Origin of the sequence: Streptomyces cynarae (assembly GCF_025642135.1) — a bacterium.
GTDB lineage: Bacteria > Actinomycetota > Actinomycetes > Streptomycetales > Streptomycetaceae > Streptomyces > Streptomyces cynarae.
In genome coordinates this window covers 15,907-35,478 of record NZ_CP106793.1, presented here as the reverse complement: position 1 = coordinate 35,478, position 19,572 = coordinate 15,907, and the positions used below count along the sequence as shown (strand labels likewise).

Sequence of the window (19,572 nt, the reverse complement as noted above, 5' to 3'; positions counted from 1 at the left end):
TCTGCCTACCAGGAAGGTAAATGTGTTGGTTCCTCGGGGAATCAGCTGGCGATGCCGTGGTCTCGGAGAATGTCGTTGAGCGCGAGCTTGTCGTGACCGCTGCCTTCGGGCAGGCGCTTGAGGACGAGCAGGCAGGGCATGCCGAATTCGCCGCCGGGGAACTTCTTCATCCGGGTTGAGCTGACGCACACCGACCAGGCCGGGGCCTCACCGCGCGGCAGTTCATCGCCGGTCTCGGCGTCAAAGACACGGGTTGACTTGGTGAGGATCACGCCGGCGCCGAGTTTGGCTCCCCTGCGGACCCGTGCGCTTTCGACGATCATCGACCTTGAACCGATGAACGCGTCGTCCTCGATGACCACGGGTGCGGCGTTGGGCGGTTCCAGGACGCCGCCGATGCCTGCGCCGCCCGCCAGGTGGACGTTGCGCCCGATCTGGGCGGCGGATCCGACCGTGGCCCAGGTGTCCACCATCGATCCGGTGTCCACGTAGCCGCCGATGTTGACGAAGGATGGCATGAGTATCACGCCGGGGGCCAGGTAGCTTCCCCATCGGGCGATCGCGCCAGGGACGACGCGTACGCCGTCGAAACGTTCTTTGAGCGGCATCCGGTCGTGATGGTGGAACCCACCGACGGTGCTCTCGGTCATCTCCAGCACTCTGAAAGACAACAGGATGGCGCGCTTGGCCCGCTGGTCGACCACTACCTCGTCGGTGTCCGGATCGACAGATGCCACCCGTGCTGTTCCGTTGTCCAGCAGGTTTACGGCGTCGACAACGGTGGCGCGTGCGTCCTGGTCGTCAGGAGTAAGTGTCGCTCGGTGCTCCCACAGTTCGTCGATATCAGGGGAGATGGGGCTGTCAAGGCTCATGGGCTGAGCCTACTGATCAGTGCCGGCCGAGCCGGGTTGCCGCTGACAGTGCGCATCTACACCCTTCTCCGTACAGCTTCTGGCGACGCTGTCGGCGAAGATCCGGGCGAGCGGGGTGAGGGCGTCCCAGCGGCGTACAGCCCAACCGACCGGCAGCGGTGGCAGGTCGGGGAGGGGGACAAGACGGAGAGGGCCGTCGTTGCCGGGTACCGGCCAGCCGGGCAGAGCGGGAACGACGGCGTGGCCGAGGCCGAGTTCGGCCAGCAGGAGGGCGGTGTCCCAGTCGGCCACGCTGGTGTCGGAACTGCTTCGGATGCCCCGTTCGGCGAAGGCGGCATCGAGGCGGGCGCCTGAGGTGGAGTTCTGCGGCAGCCGGATCAGGCTGATGCCGGCGAGATCGGCCACGCCGATGCGAGTGCGGCCGGCAAGCGGATCGTCGGCGCGGACGGCCAGCACCCAGGGCAGTTCGACGACTGTGCGCTGCTCGATGCCCCGCACCGGGCTGCCGATGGTGACCCAGGCGAGGTCCAGGCTGTCGGCAACGAGGGCGTCGAAGCAACTGCGGCTGGAGGTCTCCGTCTGGAACTCCAGGTTCACCTTCGGGTAGTGCTGCCGGAAGGCGACGATGGCCTCGGACATGAAGTGTCGTACGGTCGTTCCGCCCGTGGTCACGCGCACAGAGCCGCTGTCGCCGCTGACCAGATCTCCGAGGCGCCGTAGGGCCAGGTCCAGACCGGCGATGCCATCGGCGGCAGCGTCGCACAAGACATGCCCTGCATGGGTGGGCACGACACCTCGCGCTTGGCGCTCCAGAAGAGTCATGCCGGTCTCCCGTTCCAGCCGTTTCACATGCTGGCTGACCGCGGACTGTGTGCAGGCCAGCTCCCGGGCGACGGCGCTGAGGCTGCCTGCCCGGCACACGGCCACGAAAACGCGTAGGTCGTCCAAAGTCATAAGACCCAAGCTACAGCTTGGGCATAGATAGAAATCCATAGGATTGACTGGGGTTACTACTCCTCGCGATGATCAGCGCAGGGCCCTGGGCGGCAACCCGTCCGGCGTCTTCGCGAGGTCCGGACCCCAGGCGAAGGCACGGACGGGTGCCGACCCGAGCAACGGAAGGATCCCGTCTCGTGTCCGCTTCCCCTCCTGCCGCCGGCCGCGCCGTCGCGCTCCTGAGCGAACTCGGTGCCGCGGACGTCGCTCATCCCGGCGGTACTCTTCTCGCGCATCTCCAGCGCGTCCAAGAACAACTCGCTGAATGGGGTGCCCGCCCCACCCTCCAGCTCGCGGGCCTGTGCCACGCGTCCTATGGCACCGACGGCTTCCCCACTGCTCTGCTGGCCCTGGATCGCCGCACTGAACTCGCGGCGGTGATCGGCGGGGAGGCCGAAGCGATCGTGTATCTCTACGCGTCATGCGACCGGAAGGCCACCTATCCGAAGCTCGCGGATGCCGGCGCCACTTTCCGTGACCGATTCACCGGACGTGCCTATGTTCCTGAGTCTCAACTGCGCCAGGACTTGGCCGCATTGACTGCCGCCAACGAACTCGATCTCGCCCGCATCGACCCGTCCTTCCGCGAGAAGTGGGGAGCTGAACTCCTCGCTCTGTTCACCCGCTTCCGCCCGCTGCTGAATGACGCAGCCTGGTCCACCTGCCGCGCCGTTCTTGTCCCAGAATCCCGTCCGCAGGACTGAAGCAGGCACAGGAGAGGCGCCCCTTCGTGGGAGCCGTACCGGTGGCTTGGGGGCACTGAAGACCAGCTGCTCCTTGTGCGAGTGAAGCGGGAAACGGCGTTTTGCACCGGCTCACTGCCGGTCTGCGAGTTGGCGGCGCAGGGCGAGTAGGTCGCCGTGGGCGGTCTCCAGCGCGGTTCGCAGCTGTGTCACCTCTTCTCGGTGTTTGCGGCGCTCGGTGGCCAGTTGCTGGGTGAGGCGGCGGACCAGTGTGCTGGCAGCGGCCTCGGCGTCGGGGTGGCCGGTGGCTCCGGTGGGGTCGTTATCGCGGCGTGCTCGGCGCAGGGCCTCGACCTGCGGGCGCAGGACGGGGTGCCGGTAGATGAAGTCGGTGGACACGCCGGCGGCCTTGGCGATCGAGGTCACGCTCACCGGCGTGCGGGCTTTGCGGGCTTCTCTCAGCGCCTTCTCGACGGCGCTCTCGGCTCGTTCCCGCCGTTCGCGAGCGGCAGTTGCCAGGGCCTCGGTGCTTGGGTTCATGCACTGTCCGTGGTGTTCTCGGCGGGGTCGGGGAAGAGACGTCGTTGTGGGGCGCCGGCGCCGCGGACCGCTGTGATGGTGCCGTCCAAGCGGCGGATGCGTTCGATGGCGAGCAGGATGCCGTCGAGGGCGGCGACTTCCTCGGTGCGTCCACGGAGCCAGATGTTGTCGTCGGTCATGGGCTCACCGAACCGTTGCGCGTGGGCCCGCTGTCGGCAGTCGATCAGGTTCGTCGTCTCGTCGCGCTGCTGTTTGAGTACATCGGCGAAGGTGGCGTCGGTGACGAACTTGGTGCAGGACAGACAGGCGTTGCCCTTGTCGCAGGCTTGTCGGGGCGGCAGGGTGCAGTAGCCGTTGGGCAGGATCCGGTCGGTGCGCTGGTCCAGGGCGAGGGCTTCGAACATCTCCCGGGGGTCACGGTCGTAGGCCCGGCCGTCGGCGGTGATCTTCTGATAGCGCAGGAACTCCTGCTCGGCGGTGGCGGACAGGGTGCGGGCGTAGTGCAGGAACATCGCCGGCGTCCTGTGCCCTATGTAGCGCATGGTTATGTGCAGCGGGACTCCGGCGTTGAGCAGGCTGGTGGCCTTGGTGTGCCGGAAGGTGTGGGTCTTGGAGATCTTGATAAGACGGTCCTGGTCGTCGCGCAGGTCGATGGCGGCGGCGAAGTCTGTCAGCCGCGGGCGGGCCGTCGTCGACGGGTAGGGGCGGTCGCCGTTGCGATTGTTGCGCTCGGCCAGGAACAGGTACTTGGGGTCAACACCGGGCCGGTTCTGCCCGGTCATGAAGGTGCGGGCGTATGCCTGTTGCCGACGGATCAGATCGAGAGTCTCCTGATCGATGGGGATGTTGCTGTCCTCGGTGATGATCTTCGTCTGCTGGTAGTGCAGCCGTGCGACGTGGCCGTCCGGGTCGGGGAAGGGGACCGCGAGGATCGGGTCGAAGTCCAGCAGGGTGATTTCGCTGATCCGTCTGCCGGTCTTGATGAGCAGGCCGACGATGCGGACCAGTTGCTCGTCGGCGAATCCGCCCTCGGTCTTGGGCTGGGCGAGCAGACCGCTCTGCTTGGCGATGCGGCTGATCGCTGCGTCGCTGAGGAGTGCATCGGGCGGCGGCGCCTTCGGCCCGGTGGGCTTGTCGCCGTAGCGGAACAACACGGCATGCTGCGGCCCCAAGCGCCGCCAGCGGACCTCGGCCAGGGCCTCGGCGGCCTCGTCGCGCTCCTCGAACACGAACCGGTACAGCTGCTCCAGCCCGGTCATGGCGGCGCGGCGATGAATTTGCCCGAGCGGCCGCCCCTTGTTCGCCCCAGCGGTGCACCGCTGCCGGTTCAGCCACTGCCGAAAGCCCTGAACCCACTGGCCGAGCCGCCTCGGGTCGTCGACGAGGTGCGGGCCGTCACAGCTCACCACGTCGAGATAACGCTGGAACCAGCACAGGTTCACCTGCCGGGTGAAGACTGTGCTCCAGGTGTAGACGCCGCGTTCCAGCTGGCGCGACAGCCACCACTTGGCCGCCTCGCGTAGCCAGGGCGTGGTCAGGTGGCTGAAGTAGATCAGGTTATGACGCTTAGGTTCGTGTTCACGCAGCGGGATGCGGGTGTCCAGCAGGGGGTTCCACACGTTCAACTTCCACCATGGACCGCGGTGGTAGACGTGCACCAGCAAGTCCATGGCACGCGCCAGGATGCGTCCGACGATCGCCATCTGGTTGGCCGCAAGCGGCTGGCCGACCCGGATGCGGGCCTTGCGGATGGCGCGCAGCCATTCCTCGTACGGCAGATCGGTCAGGCTCGACAGCCGTGCGTACGCGGGGTCGGTGAGCGCCAGAGCGATCTGGCGGGACAGCTTCGTGGTGTTCTGCGCCTGGATGCGCATGCCGAGCTGGACCTGCCGTTCGATGGACCAGGCGAACTCCGTGAGCATGCTCGCAGGCAGGCCCCGCAGGTCGATCGCCACGCTCTTCTCGCGTGCCCGATAGGACGGCTGGTTCTCCAGCACCGCCTCCAGCCAGCGGTCTGGCATCGTCGCCCGGGTGAAGTACGCCTGCCGGACGTCCAGCGGGAGAGCAGCGGCCAACTGAGCGTTGATCTCGGCGTCGAACAAGCGGCAGTGTCCGAGGCGCGGGTCGGACTGGGCGGTGCGGCGGGGACGATGGCCCGCAGAGTCACTCATGCCACTGCTCCCCAGCGGACGGCCACAGCTTTCCAGTCGGCCGCCGCTCGCATCGCCGCGTCCTCGGTGACGTGGGCGTACGTCGTCATCAGGGTGTGGATGTCGCGGTGCCCGAGCCGCCGCTGCACCACATGCTCGGGCACCCCGGCCAGCAGCAGCGCCGTCGCGTGCGAGTGCCGGAACCAGTGCGGCGTCCACGCGACCGGCAGCAGAGGGTGCCGACGTTTGAAGGCGTCGATCCAGTCGTAGACGGTCTCCGGGCGCAGCGGCCGGCCTGTGTGCGTGGCTGTCGTGCGGACCGCGTAGCCGCAGCCGAGCTGGCAGTCGAACTGGTTGGGGGCCGTGGCCTCCGCTTCCGGCTCGCAGAGGGCGGTGTCGCGTTTGAACGCACAGATCAGGAAGGCGTCCGGGTTGTCGAAGAGGACGAGGCCGTCGCGCGCGAGGAACTTGGTGGCGGCCTTCGGGGTGGTCAGGGCGCCTTCGAAGCGGGGTGCGGAGGCTGCTCCGACGATGGCTCGTCTGGCGGCGGGGCCAGAGATCTTCTCGCCGGCGGCGGTGGCGTCGCGCAAGCGGGCCGCCGTCTCGGCGGCGGCGAGGGCGGTCTCGACGTCGAGTTCCCGGTGGAATCCTCGGCGTTCGCGGCTGCCTACGGCTGGTCCCTGACGGCTGAACTCAGAACCGTGTGTGCCTGCTTTCCAGGCACACGGCTCAAGCAACCCGTGGGCTCACGGGCAGGCAGAGCTGCTGGTCCCGGTGTGCGCGCGCCGATGCGTCGTCGCGCGCAGTGGGCGTGCATGAGGCAGCGTGCGGTGTCCTCCGGTGGGCTGCCATCCTCGGTGGCGAGCGCGGTGCCGCGGATCGCCTTGCGGACGGCGGTGGGACAGCTACGCCCGGAACACCTCGGCCTGGCTGGTGAACCTGGTCGGGAACCACGACGGGCCGTTGCCGGTCATCGAGGGCACCGTGATCCGGTTGACCGTGGCGAGGCTGCCCAGCGGCGGGGTCAACAGGCCGGTCTGGCTGTGGTGGTCGGGCACTGGAGTCACCACCGAGGACGTCGATCGGTGTTGGCAGGCATTTCTGCGACGGTTTGACGTCGAGCACACCTTCCTGCCTGCTCAAGCAGACCCTCGGCTGGACCCGGCCCAGGCTCCGGGACTCTGCCGCGGCCGATCGCTGGACCTGGCTCGTCCTGGCCGCCCACGCACAACTCCGCCTCGCCGATCCCCTCACCGCAGATCTCCGCCGGCCGTGGGAACGGCTGGCGGAACCGAACAGGCTCACCCCGGCCCGGTCCGCCGGGGGTTCAGGAACCTGCACGCGAAGACGGGCACGCCAGCCCGTGCACCAAAACCCACCCGACCCGGCCCTGGCCGCCCCTATGGCTCGAGGAACCAGCGGCCCGCCACCCGCTATGACATTGGACGCGTGCTCGCCACCGGGGAGTCCTACACCCGACCCGCTCACCACAAGAAGGGAACGAAGCCCCGGCGAACGACCAACGACGGCCGTGATCACGGCACGGAATAAGCTGATGTCAGCCGATGTCCCAAGAAGCCAGGCTTGTGTTGCAGTGCAAGCAGCGGAACAGGTAGGCGGTCGGCTCGCCAGTGCGGTCCATCCTCCGCAAGAACCGCTCGGTATCTGCAGGCGACCAGCCGTAACGACGGTGATCTTCACGGAGCATGGCGAGGGCCTCTGGGTGGGCCTCAAGCTCGCGATACCCGGCTCGGCCGAGAAAGGCCGCGCCATCGCCACAGTGGTACAGCCAGGCCTCCTGCTGCCAACTGGCAAAGCCGGGAGTGCGTCGGGTGATTTCTTCGACGACCGACAGAGGCACGTCGTCTGGGACGTTAACGGCATCGCTGAACATCGCAGCCATGTCGGAGTCTCTTTCGCCTCCGCCTGAGATGCTTAGGGCCCGTGACGCTGCCCCGGAGTGGATGCAGTGAAGGCAGAGGGAATCAGGTTGCCGACCGTAGACAGGGCCTTGATAGCGGATCTGTCGATCCATGCCACAGACACTGCAGACATGGTCGGTGCGCAACGCGGACCCGGAGGCCAGCGGATCAGGGTGGTATCGAAAGGTCGGCTCTGCCACGGGACCACTATCCCAACCAGAAACGGGCACCGCGAAGCTGGTATCCGTTTGCCGCAAGCCGCAATGCAGCACCCGCTCACGCGAAGATCAGAGGTTAAACGGCAAGCTCAGAAGTGCTTCATGGAGCGCCGAGATCATACAGAACTTGTGAAGCACCATGTGATGGATCAGTAACGGATTGGCGTGGGGGAGTGGGCGGCTGCGCTCGGCGGCATGAAGTTCAGCAAGGTCGATGGCGCTGCCGTCTGACTCGACCAGGACAGGACGACGCCGTACGCGTGCAGCGGGTGAGCAGCTCGGGGCTGGAGAAGCAGACCGAGCAGCATTTGGATCGCGACCCTGCTCTAGCTCTCCGAGGGCTACGCCGACTGGATCGGGTATCTGTGGGCTCTGCGCACCTACGGGAAGCGGGCGGGTGCGGCAAGGAGGCGCTGAAGAAGGTGCTTGGGGCCACGCCGGAGGCCTCCTTTGCACGCCGGCGCGAGCACGTCACGGCGCAGTCCGGCTGAGCGTGTCGATGGCCTCGCGCAGCCATTTCCGCTCCGCCGTCCCGGTGGCCCGGGCGACGCGCAACATGCCTTCCCGGAAGAGGTCCCCGGCCTCCTCCGCGCGCACCGGCTCGCCCTCCCGGTAGAAGAAACTCGACGGAGCCTCCAGGAAGTCCAGGCGGCGGCGCAGCACCGCGGCCTGCTCGGCGGGGTCGCCCAGGTGCCGCAGGAAGGCCAGGACCGTGTTGAACCGGACATGGTCGGTGATCTCCGCCTGCTTGGGCTTGCGCAGGCGGGCCAGCAGCTCCGCGCGGCCTTCATCGGTCAGGGTCAGCACCCGGCGTGGGGCCGCGCTCGCGCCGTCTTCCGTGCGCTGGTCGAGCAGCCCGGCGGCGAGGAGCCGGTTGATGGCCGGGTACAGCGCGCCGTCACTGACCGGGCGGACGTGCCCGCTCAGCGCCTTGATGCGCTCCTTCAGCTCGTAACCGTGCAGCGGCGCCTCGGCGAGGAAGCCGAGGATCGACAACTCCAGCACGCCTTCTCCTCCTTGCGGTGACCTGGACACCATGATACCTCTTTCGAGTTATCTCGATTCGAGGTAGCTCTTTGGGTGAGGTCGAGGAGGCCGGACGTGAACCCCCACCGCAGACAGCTCATATCGCTCGCCCACCCCGTCTACTTCTCGCTCCTCGCCTCGGTCGCATCCGGGATCGTCAACACCGTCTGGGTCTCCCGGCTCGGCGGTGCCGCCGTCGCCGCCGTGGCCGTCGCCACCAACACCGAGAACGTGCTGCTCGGTGTCGCCCTGGTCTTCGCCTCCGGTACGACCGTGCTCGTCGCGCACGCCAGGGGCGCCCGCGACCCGGCCGCCGTACGGGCCGCCGTACGCGGCGGTTGGGCGCTGTGCGGGCTGGTCAGCCCGGTCGTCGCGGTGGGCGGGTTCCTGTTGCGCGGGCCCCTGGCCCGGCTTGTCCTCGGCAGCGCCGACCCCGAGTCCCTGCGGTTGGCCACCGCCTACTTCGTGATCTCCCTGCCCGGCACGGCCGTCTTTTTCGCCCAGCAGCTCGTCGACGGCATCCTCAAGGGCACCGGCGACACTCGCACGCCCTTGCGGCTCGCCCTCCTGACCAACGGGCTGATCCTGCTGTGCGACCCGCTCCTCATCCACCTCTACGGCGTCCGGGGCGCTGCCGCCTCCACCGTGCTGTGCCGCTGCGCGGCCCTCGCGGTGGGCCTGCGCACCCTGCGCCGCAACGCGCTGTTGCGGACGGCCGCCCAGGCCCGTCCCGCCGACCCGCTCCCCGCCGCCCTGCACCGCACGCTCACCACCGGGCTGCCCATGTCCGCCGATTTCACCGTGCGGCAAGGAGGGGCGCTGGTACTGGTCGCGATCGTCGCCCGGCTTGGCGTCACGGCGGTGGCCGCCTACGCCATCGCCTACAAGGTGATGTATGTCGCCACCATGGCCTTCTACGCGGTACGGCAGGCAGCCGCGATCCACACCGCGCACACCCAGGGCGCGGGCGAGGACGCACGTCGGGACATCGGCCGGCAGGCAGTACGCCTCTCCGGGACACTGGGGCTCGCGGCCACCGCTCTGTTCGCCGTCACCGCGCCCTGGATCATGGCCGCCTTCGGCGCCGGGCCTGACGTCGCCCACCAGGGCGTGCTGTTCCTGCGCTGCATCGGCCCCTACCTGCTGCTGATGGCCTGCTTCATCGCGCTCGGCGGAGTCTTCGAGGGTGGCGGGGGAGCCCCCGCACTGCTTCGGATCACCCTGCTCGGCACCGCCGTCCAACTGCCCCTGGCCTACGCCCTGTCCGGCCTCGGCCTGCCCGGCGTCTGCCTGGCGCTGGGGCTCGCCATGGCAGTGCAGTGCGCGGCCGTCGCAGCGCTGCTGCGGCGGGCTCGGCGCCAGATGCAGACCGGGGTCTCATTGGCGCGGGTCGGCTGAGGTCTGAAGAGCTCGCGTCCGACGACGTTCGCGTTGTGGCCGGCTCTCCGTTTGGTCACGTGCGACGGAAGCTCACTGGGAACCTGGATAGGGAGGCAGTCGATGCCCGTCATTGCTGGGGGCACCGTCCGCTCCGGTGACCCGTCTGCTCAAGCGGACCACCCTGAGATGGCAGCGGCCGTTCGAAAGCGGAAGGACCCTGGCCGAGGTCAAGGTCACGGATCCTGACACACCTGCTACCACCCTGCTACCATCAAGGCATGGCCTCCAAGAAGCAGACACAGGTCCGGCTCGAACCCGACGTGCTCGCCGCCGGCAAGGACGCCGCAGCCGCGCGCGGCCTGGACTTCAACCGCTACGTCGAGCGCCTCATCATCGAGGACACCACCGGCGCACGCGCCGCCGGCATGGCCGCCGCACAGCGTCTCATCGACGAACACGGTGCCTTCCTCGACGACCTGGAGCAGCAGCTCGACGCCCCGTACGCCCAGCCGGGCGCGGCCGCGTGATCCTGCACATCGACGAGTCCTGGATCCTGGAGGTGGCCGAGCGATCCGGCCACCGCGACCCCGCCGCCGACGACTACGGTGTACCTATCGCCGCAGTCGCCCGCCACCGCGGCGAGCTCCTCGATCACCCCGTCTACGACGGCCCCTACGCGCGGGCCGCCGCGCTTGTGCACACCTTGGGCCGCTGCCGATGGCTGGAGCGCTCGAACCTCACCGTCGCCTGCGCCGTCGCCGTCATGTACCTGGAAGCCAGCAACATCCCCGTCAACCCCACCCGCGAACAGCTCACCGCACTCGCGCACGAGCTGAACAATCCGCGCTGCACCGTTGCCCGGATCGCCTCTTTCCTGCGTACCTGGAAACCATGAACTGACAGCATGCGGTCGCCCTGGGGCTCGATGGCTACCGACGGACTGCGGCTCGTCAGGTAACGGAATGCCATTCGCGGAGTCAACGGGCCTGGCGGCCGCCTAGCGTCACATCGCTCGCCCACACCATCCACGCGCGTGTACGGGACGGCGAGCTCGACGCCGCACAGCAACTGCTACCCCGCGAACGTCCCTACCCCGCGAACGAAGGGGCCCTGACCCACCTGCACCAATGAGCCAGACCGCCAATTGAGATGGTCTCTCAGTTGGCCAGTGAGCGATTGAGTTGGCAGGGCCGGCGCTCACGTCTGCGCCGCGCGAGAACGCATGCCCGTGAAGGCCTCGCCGCGCAGGCCGGCGAGAACTACGGTGCTGGGGTGACTGATCTTGAAGTAGTGGCACGTGGGCTGGTTGGCGCCGGGCGCTTTTTTGAACAGCTGAGATGCCATCCGCGGCTTCCACTGGTGGCCTGCTCGGACTCCGAGCGTCCGGCAGTTCACATCTGGGACTGCGGCGCGGGACAGCTACACGCACTCGGCTCCGTGGGCCTCACGTCGAACGCCTATGGAGACGCCTTTGGGTGGGAGCGGGCCGAGCGGACGCCCGCTGTGGCGTGGCATCCGGACCAGCCACTCCTTGTCGTGGCAGGGGAAGACGGACTGCGGCAATGGACTCCTGCTGGGGTCTCCCAACCGGAAGGTGCTCTGGCCAGGGCCTCCTACCGCAATCTGGCTTTCAACCCGGACGGGCAGACGCTGTGGGGTTCACCGTCGTTTCGCGACGAAGGCGGCGGGTGGGAGAGCTCGGACGTCCTTGACCTTGCCTCCGGAACCATCAGTGCCGGACCCCCGTGGGACACAGGAGTCGCGGAGCATCCCGGGGGCGGACTTGTTGCCACGCTCGCCAGCGACCAGGGGGCCACGCACTGCCTTTTCGCGCGCGTCGATCAGGGGTCCGTGCCTGGCGTGATGCGGCCGCTCCGCCGGGCGCTGATCCTGGACTGCGACGGCTACGAGACTCCGCTCTTCAGCGCAGACGGACGTCATATCGCGATCCGTGGCAACGCGTACGACAACTCAGTGGAGGTTTTCGAGTTTCCTTCGTTGCACCGGGTTCTGGCCACAACCCTCGGCGACCCCAGCCCTGGTTATCCGTACCCGCAGGAGTGGCTTGACCAGGTGCAAGCCTGGTCGCGTCACAACATCGCCTTCGGATCGCAACCGGGCGTGCTGTGGATCGCAACGCCCGCGGGGGCGCTGGTCGAGGTGAACCTCGAAACCCGGCAAGCGGTCGAGCACGATGTGCTGACCGGGTCCGGCCTGTCCGCGCTGGCCGCCACGGCGACCGGCGAGCTTCTCGTTGCCGGCAGTGGGGGAGAACTGGTGCTCTTGTCCGTGCTCTCCGGCTCCACCCAGACCTGCACCACAAGCAAGGACATCTCCAGGGCTGCAGTCATAGCATTCTTGGAGGCCACCGCCGAGATTCCGGACGACGGCGACGACCTGGAGACGCACCTTGTCCTGACCGACGGAACCCGCACATGGGAAGCAGACGATCTGGCAACGGTGACCACGGCCAGCGCAACAGATCCAACCTGGCTTCAACTTCAAGCCGCTATCAACAGGGCACAGGTCGAGAGCGAATAAGCCGTGGAACGCGATGTACCGCCTGCGACGGCGGTACATCGGCCACATCCCAGAGACGCTGGCCGAAATCCCAGCAACGGTTCGCCGCTGAGCGCTTTCGCTGGTGTGCTCCCCGCCAAACGAAGCGCTCTGAGGGAAAGAGCCACAAGCAGGCGATTCTCGCCCGCCGACGCCTCGACGTCCTGTGGGCCTCATACGCGATCGCTGGCCATGTGAGCGGTCAGGGCGTAGTTCGCCCTGAGAAGATCCCGCTGTGGCTGGAGTGATCACGGCAGCGGAACCGTCCTGGATACCCCCGTTCACTGGGCTGCGCTCGCGGGACTTTCGAAAGCTGCTGAACTTGATTGGGTGATGTCGGGTCGGTTCGCCTGACGCGGGGTGGTCGGTGCCGGTAGCCCTCTGGTCGCGAGGTATGCGCAGGCCGGCGGCTTGACGGACGCCGAAAGGGCCGCGCGGGAGCGGATCAGGCTGCAGGTCGTGGAACGCTTCGAGCGCGGGGAGAAGAACCGCGAGGTCGCGGCCGCGTTACGGGTGAGCGAGCGGTCGGTTGAACGGTGGCGCCGGGCCTGGCGCGAGCGCGGCGAGACCGGCTTGTTGTCGCTGGGCTCACCGGGCCGACCCAAGCTCAGTGAGATGGAGTTTGCGGGGCTGGAGCGGGGGTTGGAGCGCGGGCCGCTGGCGCACGGGTGGTCAGATCAGCGGTGGACGCTGGCGCGGGTGAAGACGCTGATCGGTCGGCTGTTCCACGTCTCCTACACCCTGGAGGGCACCTGGCGGCTGCTGAAGCGGCAGGGCTGGTCCTGGCAGCAGCCCTGCCGACGGGCGATCGAGCGCGACGATGCGGCGCTGGAGCTGCGGAAGAAGGAGGTCTGGCCGCGGGTAAGAGCACGGCGGCGGCACTCGGCGCCTGGATCGTCTTCCAGGACGAGGCCGGGCAGTCGATGACGCCGCCGCGCGCCAGGACCTGGGGCCGGGTCGGCCGGACGCCCGTGGTGCGGGTGCGCGGCCGGGGCTCGGGCCGGGTGTCGATGGCCGGGATGGTCTGCTACAAACCCGGCCAGTGTTCCAGGCTGATCTACGCGGTACGCGAGTACCACGGCCGCAAAAACGAGCCGAAGGGCTTCGGCTGGAAAGATCTGCGCAACCTGCTGGTGCGCGCCCGCCTCCAGCTCGGCGGCCCGATCGTGCTGGTATGGGACAACGCACGCCTGCACCTGACTGCCGGCATGCGGGAGTTCATCGCCGCGAACGCACATTGGCTCACCGTCTTCCAGCTGCCCGCCTACGCGCCGGACATCAACCCACAGGAGGGCATCTGGTCACTGGTCAAACGCGAGATCGGCAACCTCGCCGCCGCTGACCTCGCCCAGATCACCGGGGCCGTCAAGCGCCGGCTCAAGCAGATCCAGTACCGCCCCGATCTGGTAGACGCCTGCCTGGCCGCCACCGAGCTGATCGCGGACGGCTGACGCACTGGGTCACCCGGACGCTCCCAGGCGGGAGTATTCGATGGCAGGCCACAGCTCCCGGCTGACAGGCTGTGGCCATGAGTCCCGAGTCCAACGGCATGCCCGGCACTTCTTGGCTGGGTAACCCGATCGACGCGCGTGCACTGTTCGGTCCGGAACTCAGGTCGCTGCTCGACACGCTGCGTGGCCTGACTGCCTCCGACTGGAGCAGGACGGCAACCGGGCGCTGGACGGTGCACGACGTTGCCGCCCACCTCCTCGGCGACTACTACGGCCGCCTCGGCCACGACTACCGGAACGGCTTCGCCGATGGCGAGACGGTCGAGGCGTTCATCCACCGCACGAACCAGGAATGGGTCGACCTGCACGCGGACGACAGCCCTGCTTCGCTCATCGACGCCCTGGCAGCGGCAGGCACCCAACTCGCCCAGCGATTCGCCACAGCCAATCTTGACGCGGCCGCCCTAGGCGTGTCGTGGGCAGGCGTCGACCCCGCGCCAGCCTGGCTGGACATCGCCCGGGAGTTCACCGAGCACTGGACCCACCGCCAGCAGATCCGCCACGCCATCGGCCGCAACACCGACCCGGAGCCGCGTGCCCTGACCGTGGTCCTCGATACCTTCATGCGGGCCCTGCCCCACACGCTCCGGCGCACGTCAGCACCAATCGGGGCGCAGGTCCAGGTGATCGCCAAGGGCACCGCCGGCGGCACTTGGACGGCGACTGCCACTGCGGACCGATGGTCGCTGGCCGAAGCGCCGAGCGGCCGACCAACCGCAGCCGTGGTGCTGGACACAGAAACCGTCTGGCGATTGGCTACGCGGAACATCGATCCCGCGGATGCCCTGTCTCACGCCCATGTGCAAGGAGATCGTCGGCTCGCCGAAGCCGCGTGCCAGATCGTGTCCATCATCTACTGACGACGCCGGCCTCGCCGGCTTCCACCGAGCCTGACATCAACAGCGCCAGCGATGGACACCGACATCACGCATTCAACTTCAGTTGCTGCGCGCGGGTCCTCCTTGGCCGACACTCGACACAGTGACCAGGCGACTTGACAGCCTGTAGAAATCGCCGAAGGTCACGTGAAGGCGGCAAGGAATCAAGCGACGAGACTGTCGCCGCTACAACCCCGTGCGGTGGCTCCTTCGCTTCGGGCCGCCCTTCGGTGGGCGGTGATCGAGGGAGCAGCCGGTTCCCGCGGGCAGGCCCGGTGACGTGCCGCACCCACCTGTCCTGCTGGTGTTCAACCACATCGGCGCCCGCGACCCGAACAGGACCGTTTCGCGCCTGATCGAGCTCACCCGGTACCTGTGGGAGGAGCAGCGGCAGCGCGGCGGCTACTACCTCTACGACGGGAAGACCCCGATCGTCGCGACCGGACTGCGGAACCTGCGCCAGCACGGCCCGGCCGGCCCGGTGTTCCTCCGATTCGGCCGCGACCACCCCGCGACCGAGCACCAGGGCGTGCCCGCCGAGCCACCTGGAGGCGAAGCGCAGGGGCGTCAGCCCTGCTGAGCGGCAACCTGCTTCATGCCGTCGACCACGGCACGCCGCAGGACGGCGCTGGTGTACAGCACGGTTCCGAGCTTGATCAGTTTCTCCTGACCGCTCGCGTTGCCCACTTGGACGGAGCGCTGGCAGGAAGGGGACTGTAAGACGTTCGGTGTAACTCCCGATCATGGAAGATGCATCGATGACCAGTGAGAACGTGACCGATCCCGAGTCTGTCGAGTCGGCAGAGGCGGTGTCGGCGAAGGCCGTGGACGACCAGTTGATCGACGAGCTGGTGCACCGGGCCCAGGCCGAGGGCCTGCAGCTGACCGGCGAGGGCGGGCTGCTGCAGCAACTGACCAAGCGGCTGCTGGAGTCTGCCCTCGAGGGCGAGACAACCGACCACCTCGGCTATGACAAGCACGATGCGGCCGGCAAGGCGGCAACTCCCGCAACGGCAAACGCTCCAAGACGGTGCTGACCGACGTGGGCCCGGTTGAGATAACCGTGCCCCGTGACCGCGACGGCTCCTTCGAACCGAAGATCGTCAAGAAGCGGCAGAAGCGCCTGACCAGCGTCGACGAGGTGGTCATCTCACTCGCCGCGAAGGGTTTGACCACCGGCGAGGTTCAGGCCCACCTGGCCGAGGTCTACGGAGCCGAGGTCTCCCGCCAGACCATCTCCACCATCACCGACAAGGTGCTCGAGGGCATGGCCGAATGGCAGGGCCGCCCGCTCGACGCCGTCTATCCGGTCGTCTTCATCGACGCCATCCACGTGAAAATCCGCGACGGCGCGGTCGCCAACCGGCCCGTCTATGTGGCCCTGGCCGTCACCGCTGAGGGCCGGCGGGAGATTCTCGGGTTGTGGGCCGGCGACGGCGGCGAGGGCGCCAAGCACTGGCTGCACATCCTTACGGAGATCAAGAACCGCGGCGTCAGCGACGTGCTCATGCTGGTCTGCGACGGGCTCAAGGGCTGCCCGAAGCGGTGGAGACCGTCTGGCCACGGACGATCGTGCAGACCTGTGTTGTGCATCTGCTGCGGAACTCCTTCCGCTATGCCGCCCGCCAGGACTGGGACAAGATCGCCAAGCTACTCAAGCCCGTCTACACCGCTCGCACCGAAGAGGCCGCCCTGGAGCGGTTCGCCGAGTTCGCCGATTCCTGGGGCAGAAAGTATCCGGCGATCGTGAAACTGTGGGAGAACGCCTGGGAGGAGTTCACTCCGTTCCTGCGGTTCGACACCGAGATCCGCCGCATCGTCTGCACGACGAACGCAATCGAGTCCGTCAACGCCCGCATCCGCCGGGCGGTCAAGGCCCGTGGACACTTCCCCAACGAGCAGGCCGCCCTGAAGTGTGTCTACATGGCGATCATGTCGCTCGATCCCACCGGCAAGGGGCAGGCCCGCTGGACCATGCGCTGGAAGACCGCCCTGAACGCTTTCGATATCACCTTCGACGGCCGCCTGTCGGCGGCCCGTCAGTAACCTCAACTACCGCAGTTACACCACTCGTTTGACAGTCCCGAAGGGAGGGCCTCCGACGACGGAGGGCCCAGTGGCGCACCGTTGAACCAGGTCAAGGGGCGGCTCGACGGGCGGAGACCCGGAGCTGTCGTCCTGGCCGGTCAGGCTGTGTGGCTCGGCTCAACGCCCACGCGGGCGCGCAGCTGAACGGGAGCAGCAGCCCGCCTGCAGGGCCGCCGTACGTGAGCGTGCTGCCGGGTCGCGGGTTCGACGGACTCCGTCCCCGCATCGGCTGCGGAAAGCGGTGGAGCGGGGGCGAGCGGATCAGGGGGGCTTGGCGACGGTCAGCAGTACGGCCGCGTCTTCGAGGGCCTCCAGGCTGTGCCGGGAGGGCGGCACGAGGAGCAGGTCCCCGGCCATGCCCTCCCACACGTCGTCCCCACTGCTCAGCCGTACTCGGCCACGCAGGACCAGCACTGTTGCCTCGCCGGGGTTTCCGTGCTCGGCCAAAGTGGTGCCGGAGCGCAGTGCCATCAGGGTCTGACGGAGGACGTGTTCGTGGCCGCCGTAGACGGTCTCGGCGCTGCGGCCGGCGGAGGACGCGGCAGCCCGTTCCAGGTGTTCGCGGACCCGGGCGTCGAGAGAGAGTTTCTGCATGGTGGTGTGTCCTTTCCCTGTCAGAAGAGGACGCTGCTGCGGCGTCGGTGGCGTCCGCTGGTGCCGTCTCCGGGACTGCGCTGGGCGGGGTGGGTCGGCCGAGGAGGCCGAAGGAGCACCGTACCGGCCGACAGGCTGACCGCCGTGTCTCACACCGTGTCGCGGAGGCCTGCCCCTGGTTGGGTGAGCGCGTAGGGTGACAGGGAAAGCGCGGTGACGACGGCGTCGGGCGGCGCCGGGAGGAATCTCACCATGGTGCACGATCCGTCCAACGACAGTCCGCAGTCCGGAGCCTTTTCGGTCGGCGAGGCGCGGCAAGCGGCCCGGGACGGAGCGACCGCTCATGCATCGCCGCTCGTCCTCGATCCACAACGGCTGCGTCAGCTGCTCGGCACGGTCGTGGCGATGAGCGGCGACATGGACACCCGCACCGTGCTGCACCGCATCGTCGAAGCGGCCGCTCATCTCGTCGGAGCTCGCTACGCCGCCCTGGGCGTGCTCTCGGAGAGCGGCAAGGTAACTGACCTGATCACGGTTGGTATCGATGATCCGCACCTGTGCGCTGCGATGGGCCTGCCCCAGGGCCATGGCCTGCTGCACACCATGGTGGACGACCGGCAGCCGTTGCGGGTGGCGGACGCGGCCGCGCACCCTCGTTCTGCAGGTTTCCCCGCCGGGCACCCGGTCATGCGGACCCTGCTGGGCGTTCCCCTCATGGTGCGCGGGACCGTCTACGGCGACCTCTACCTCGCCGACAAGACGGACGGCACACCCTTCAACGACGATGACGAGCACCTGCTGACCGCGCTTGCCAGCGCCGCGGGCGTCAGCATCGAGAACGCCCGTCTGTATGAGCACCTTAAACGCGCCGCCGAGCACTTCCAGCGCCGTATGCTGCCCGTCCTTCCGAACCTGGAGCCGCTGGAGGCAGCGGCCCGGTACGAGCCCGCATCCGAGCTGCCCAGGCTGGGCGGGGACTGGTACGACGCCATGGTCCTGCCCGACGGTGCGACGTGTGTGGTGGTGGGCGACGTGACCGGCCACGACGTCGAGGCCGCCCCGCTGATGGGCCAGATCCGCAACATGCTGCGGGCCCTCGCCTTCGACCGGTGCGGGCCGCCCGGTCTGGTTGTGTCGCGCCTGGACCACACCCTGACGATGTTCGAGGACCCGCCGACCGCCACCCTGGTGTTCGGCCGCCTCGAACGGACCCCTGAGGGATACACCTTCGGCTGGAGCAACGCCGGGCACCCGCCTCCACTGCAGATCGGGCCGGACGGCAGCACCTGCTACCTGGCGCCCGCCCGGCACGGGATCCCGGTGGGCATCGACGCGTCCGTCCCACGGTTCAACCACGCGCACCCACTTCCGCCGGGCGCCACCCTGTTGCTGTTCACCGACGGGCTGGTCGAGCGCCGCGGCCAGGACATCGACACGGGGCTGGACGACCTGGCCGAGCACGCCGCCCGCCTAGCCAGGGCCCCGCTGGAAGAGCTGTGCGACGCCCTGATCGCCCAAAGCCGGCAGGTATTCGACGACGACGTCGCCGTCCTCGCCCTGCGCACCCCGGACGGTTCAGCCCGATGAGTCGGCCGGCCTCTGCGCCCCCCTCGCGTTCGGGTGGCTCATCCAGAGCTCTGGGACGCGCAGGGAATCCATGGCCGTCGGAATCGGAGAAGCGGTTTCTCAGCTGGACGACGGATGTGGCCAGTGCACGAGACTGCCGCGTGAAGGAGCAGATCGCGTCGCCTCCTCCGACGAGTGGCAGATCTCGTAGCTCTCACGCATGCCGCTGAGGTCGAAGAGCTTGAGAATTCGGCCAGAGACGGACGCGATACGCAGCGAGCCTTCATGTTCACGGATGCGTTTTGTGACCGCCACGATCACGCCCAGCCCCATCGAATCCATGAAGGGGACGAAGCCCAGGTCGAGGATGAAATGGCGATGTCCGTCCTCGAGGAGCTTGATCACCGCTTCACGGATCAAGGGAGAGGTGTGGGCGTCCAGATCACCGTCGACCTCGACAACGGTCCAGCCGTTCACAAGGTCGTAGCTGGCCATCATGCTCTCGTTCCGGATGATGTTCGTTCGCATGGCCACCCTTCTTCACGTCTCCGGACGGCGTCAGCCGCATAGTCGGCGTCCCGCGTGTTCG

At 68.0% G+C, this 19,572-nt stretch carries 19 protein-coding genes and 3 pseudogenes; 12 read left to right on the top strand and 10 right to left on the bottom strand.

Going from position 1 to position 19,572, the window contains the following annotated elements; translation table 11 throughout:
• Positions 1-41: 41 nt before the first annotated feature.
• The gene (locus N8I84_RS00175) at positions 42-872 is read right to left on the bottom strand and encodes a 2,3,4,5-tetrahydropyridine-2,6-dicarboxylate N-succinyltransferase (RefSeq protein ID WP_263227232.1); all 831 of its coding nucleotides are present in this window, start codon (positions 870-872) and stop codon (positions 42-44) included.
• 9 nt (positions 873-881) lie between these two features.
• A complete protein-coding gene (locus tag N8I84_RS00170) occupies positions 882-1,826 on the bottom strand; it encodes a LysR family transcriptional regulator (protein WP_263227231.1) in 945 nt (314 codons plus the stop codon).
• A gap of 179 nt (positions 1,827-2,005) precedes the next feature.
• Between N8I84_RS00170 and N8I84_RS00165 the strand changes: the two genes are divergently transcribed.
• Positions 2,006-2,572: a DUF6817 domain-containing protein gene (locus tag N8I84_RS00165; RefSeq protein ID WP_263227229.1), complete on the top strand. Its 567-nt coding sequence runs from the start codon at positions 2,006-2,008 to the stop codon at positions 2,570-2,572.
• A 111-nt stretch (positions 2,573-2,683) separates the two neighbouring features.
• Here N8I84_RS00165 and N8I84_RS00160 read toward each other — a convergent pair whose 3' ends face one another.
• Genes N8I84_RS00160 through N8I84_RS42620 form a run of 3 tightly spaced genes read right to left on the bottom strand, consistent with a single transcriptional unit; the run spans position 2,684 to position 5,831 of the window.
• Entirely contained in the window at positions 2,684-3,091 is a 408-nt protein-coding gene (locus N8I84_RS00160) for a DUF6262 family protein (RefSeq protein WP_263227227.1), read from the bottom strand.
• A complete protein-coding gene (locus N8I84_RS00155) occupies positions 3,088-5,262 on the bottom strand; it encodes a tyrosine-type recombinase/integrase (protein WP_263227225.1) in 2,175 nt (724 codons plus the stop codon). The genes N8I84_RS00160 and N8I84_RS00155 overlap by 4 nt, the downstream gene beginning before the upstream one ends.
• Positions 5,259-5,831 carry a tyrosine-type recombinase/integrase gene (locus N8I84_RS42620; protein WP_313884218.1) on the bottom strand — a complete coding sequence of 191 codons (573 nt, stop codon included), beginning with the start codon at positions 5,829-5,831 and terminating at the stop codon, positions 5,259-5,261. Before N8I84_RS42620 ends, N8I84_RS00155 begins: the two co-directional genes overlap by 4 nt.
• Positions 5,832-6,153: 322 nt before the next feature.
• Between N8I84_RS42620 and N8I84_RS00140 the strand changes: the two are divergent.
• Positions 6,154-6,792: pseudogene (locus N8I84_RS00140) on the top strand (NF041680 family putative transposase); the annotation flags it as partial.
• A 7-nt stretch (positions 6,793-6,799) separates the two neighbouring features.
• Here the strand turns inward: N8I84_RS00140 and N8I84_RS00135 are convergent.
• Positions 6,800-7,363: a CbrC family protein gene (locus tag N8I84_RS00135; RefSeq protein WP_263227223.1), complete on the bottom strand. Its 564-nt coding sequence runs from the start codon at positions 7,361-7,363 to the stop codon at positions 6,800-6,802.
• Between the two features lie 489 nt (positions 7,364-7,852).
• A complete protein-coding gene (locus N8I84_RS00130; RefSeq protein WP_263227221.1) occupies positions 7,853-8,386 on the bottom strand; it encodes a PadR family transcriptional regulator in 534 nt (177 codons plus the stop codon).
• Positions 8,387-8,482: 96 nt separating this feature from the next.
• Between N8I84_RS00130 and N8I84_RS00125 the strand changes: the two genes are divergently transcribed.
• The 3 genes from N8I84_RS00125 to N8I84_RS00115 all read left to right on the top strand — a co-directional run bounded on the left by N8I84_RS00125 (position 8,483) and on the right by N8I84_RS00115 (position 10,682).
• Entirely contained in the window at positions 8,483-9,805 is a 1,323-nt protein-coding gene (locus N8I84_RS00125; RefSeq protein ID WP_263227219.1) for an MATE family efflux transporter, read from the top strand.
• A gap of 260 nt (positions 9,806-10,065) precedes the next feature.
• Positions 10,066-10,314, top strand: coding sequence for a hypothetical protein (locus N8I84_RS00120; protein WP_263227218.1), 249 nt, complete (start codon positions 10,066-10,068; stop codon positions 10,312-10,314).
• On the top strand, positions 10,311-10,682 hold the full coding sequence (locus tag N8I84_RS00115) for a fic family toxin-antitoxin system, toxin component (RefSeq protein WP_263227216.1): 372 nt from the start codon (positions 10,311-10,313) through the stop codon (positions 10,680-10,682). The genes N8I84_RS00120 and N8I84_RS00115 overlap by 4 nt, the downstream gene beginning before the upstream one ends.
• Positions 10,683-10,984: 302 nt before the next feature.
• Here N8I84_RS00115 and N8I84_RS00105 read toward each other — a convergent pair whose 3' ends face one another.
• Positions 10,985-11,131, bottom strand: coding sequence for a hypothetical protein (locus N8I84_RS00105; protein WP_263227215.1), 147 nt, complete (start codon positions 11,129-11,131; stop codon positions 10,985-10,987).
• Positions 11,132-11,323: 192 nt separating this feature from the next.
• On the opposite strand from N8I84_RS00105, the gene N8I84_RS00100 reads away from it, so the two are divergent.
• The 6 genes and pseudogenes from N8I84_RS00100 to N8I84_RS00070 all read left to right on the top strand — a co-directional run bounded on the left by N8I84_RS00100 (position 11,324) and on the right by N8I84_RS00070 (position 16,781).
• Positions 11,324-12,328 carry a hypothetical protein gene (locus N8I84_RS00100; protein ID WP_263227213.1) on the top strand — a complete coding sequence of 335 codons (1,005 nt, stop codon included), beginning with the start codon at positions 11,324-11,326 and terminating at the stop codon, positions 12,326-12,328.
• 253 nt (positions 12,329-12,581) lie between these two features.
• Positions 12,582-12,674, top strand: a pseudogene (locus N8I84_RS00095) (IS5/IS1182 family transposase); the annotation flags it as partial.
• A gap of 53 nt (positions 12,675-12,727) precedes the next feature.
• A protein-coding gene (locus N8I84_RS43375) for an IS630 family transposase (RefSeq protein WP_449334050.1) occupies positions 12,728-13,797 on the top strand; the annotation gives its coding sequence in 2 pieces (ribosomal slippage) (positions 12,728-13,181 and positions 13,181-13,797; 1,071 coding nt in all).
• A 77-nt stretch (positions 13,798-13,874) separates the two neighbouring features.
• Entirely contained in the window at positions 13,875-14,717 is an 843-nt protein-coding gene (locus N8I84_RS00080; protein WP_263227207.1) for a maleylpyruvate isomerase family mycothiol-dependent enzyme, read from the top strand.
• A gap of 298 nt (positions 14,718-15,015) precedes the next feature.
• On the top strand, positions 15,016-15,315 hold the full coding sequence (locus tag N8I84_RS00075; protein WP_263227205.1) for a hypothetical protein: 300 nt from the start codon (positions 15,016-15,018) through the stop codon (positions 15,313-15,315).
• A gap of 178 nt (positions 15,316-15,493) precedes the next feature.
• Positions 15,494-16,781, top strand: a pseudogene (locus tag N8I84_RS00070) (IS256 family transposase).
• 303 nt (positions 16,782-17,084) lie between these two features.
• Here N8I84_RS00070 and N8I84_RS00065 read toward each other — a convergent pair.
• A complete protein-coding gene (locus N8I84_RS00065) occupies positions 17,085-17,417 on the bottom strand; it encodes a cupin domain-containing protein (protein ID WP_263227203.1) in 333 nt (110 codons plus the stop codon).
• 252 nt (positions 17,418-17,669) lie between these two features.
• Here N8I84_RS00065 and N8I84_RS00060 point away from each other — a divergent pair, with 252 nt between their 5' ends.
• Positions 17,670-19,004 carry a PP2C family protein-serine/threonine phosphatase gene (locus tag N8I84_RS00060; protein ID WP_263227200.1) on the top strand — a complete coding sequence of 445 codons (1,335 nt, stop codon included), beginning with the start codon at positions 17,670-17,672 and terminating at the stop codon, positions 19,002-19,004.
• Positions 19,005-19,103: 99 nt separating this feature from the next.
• Here N8I84_RS00060 and N8I84_RS00055 read toward each other — a convergent pair whose 3' ends face one another.
• Positions 19,104-19,511 carry an STAS domain-containing protein gene (locus tag N8I84_RS00055; protein WP_263227199.1) on the bottom strand — a complete coding sequence of 136 codons (408 nt, stop codon included), beginning with the start codon at positions 19,509-19,511 and terminating at the stop codon, positions 19,104-19,106.
• Positions 19,512-19,572: the final 61 nt, after the last annotated feature.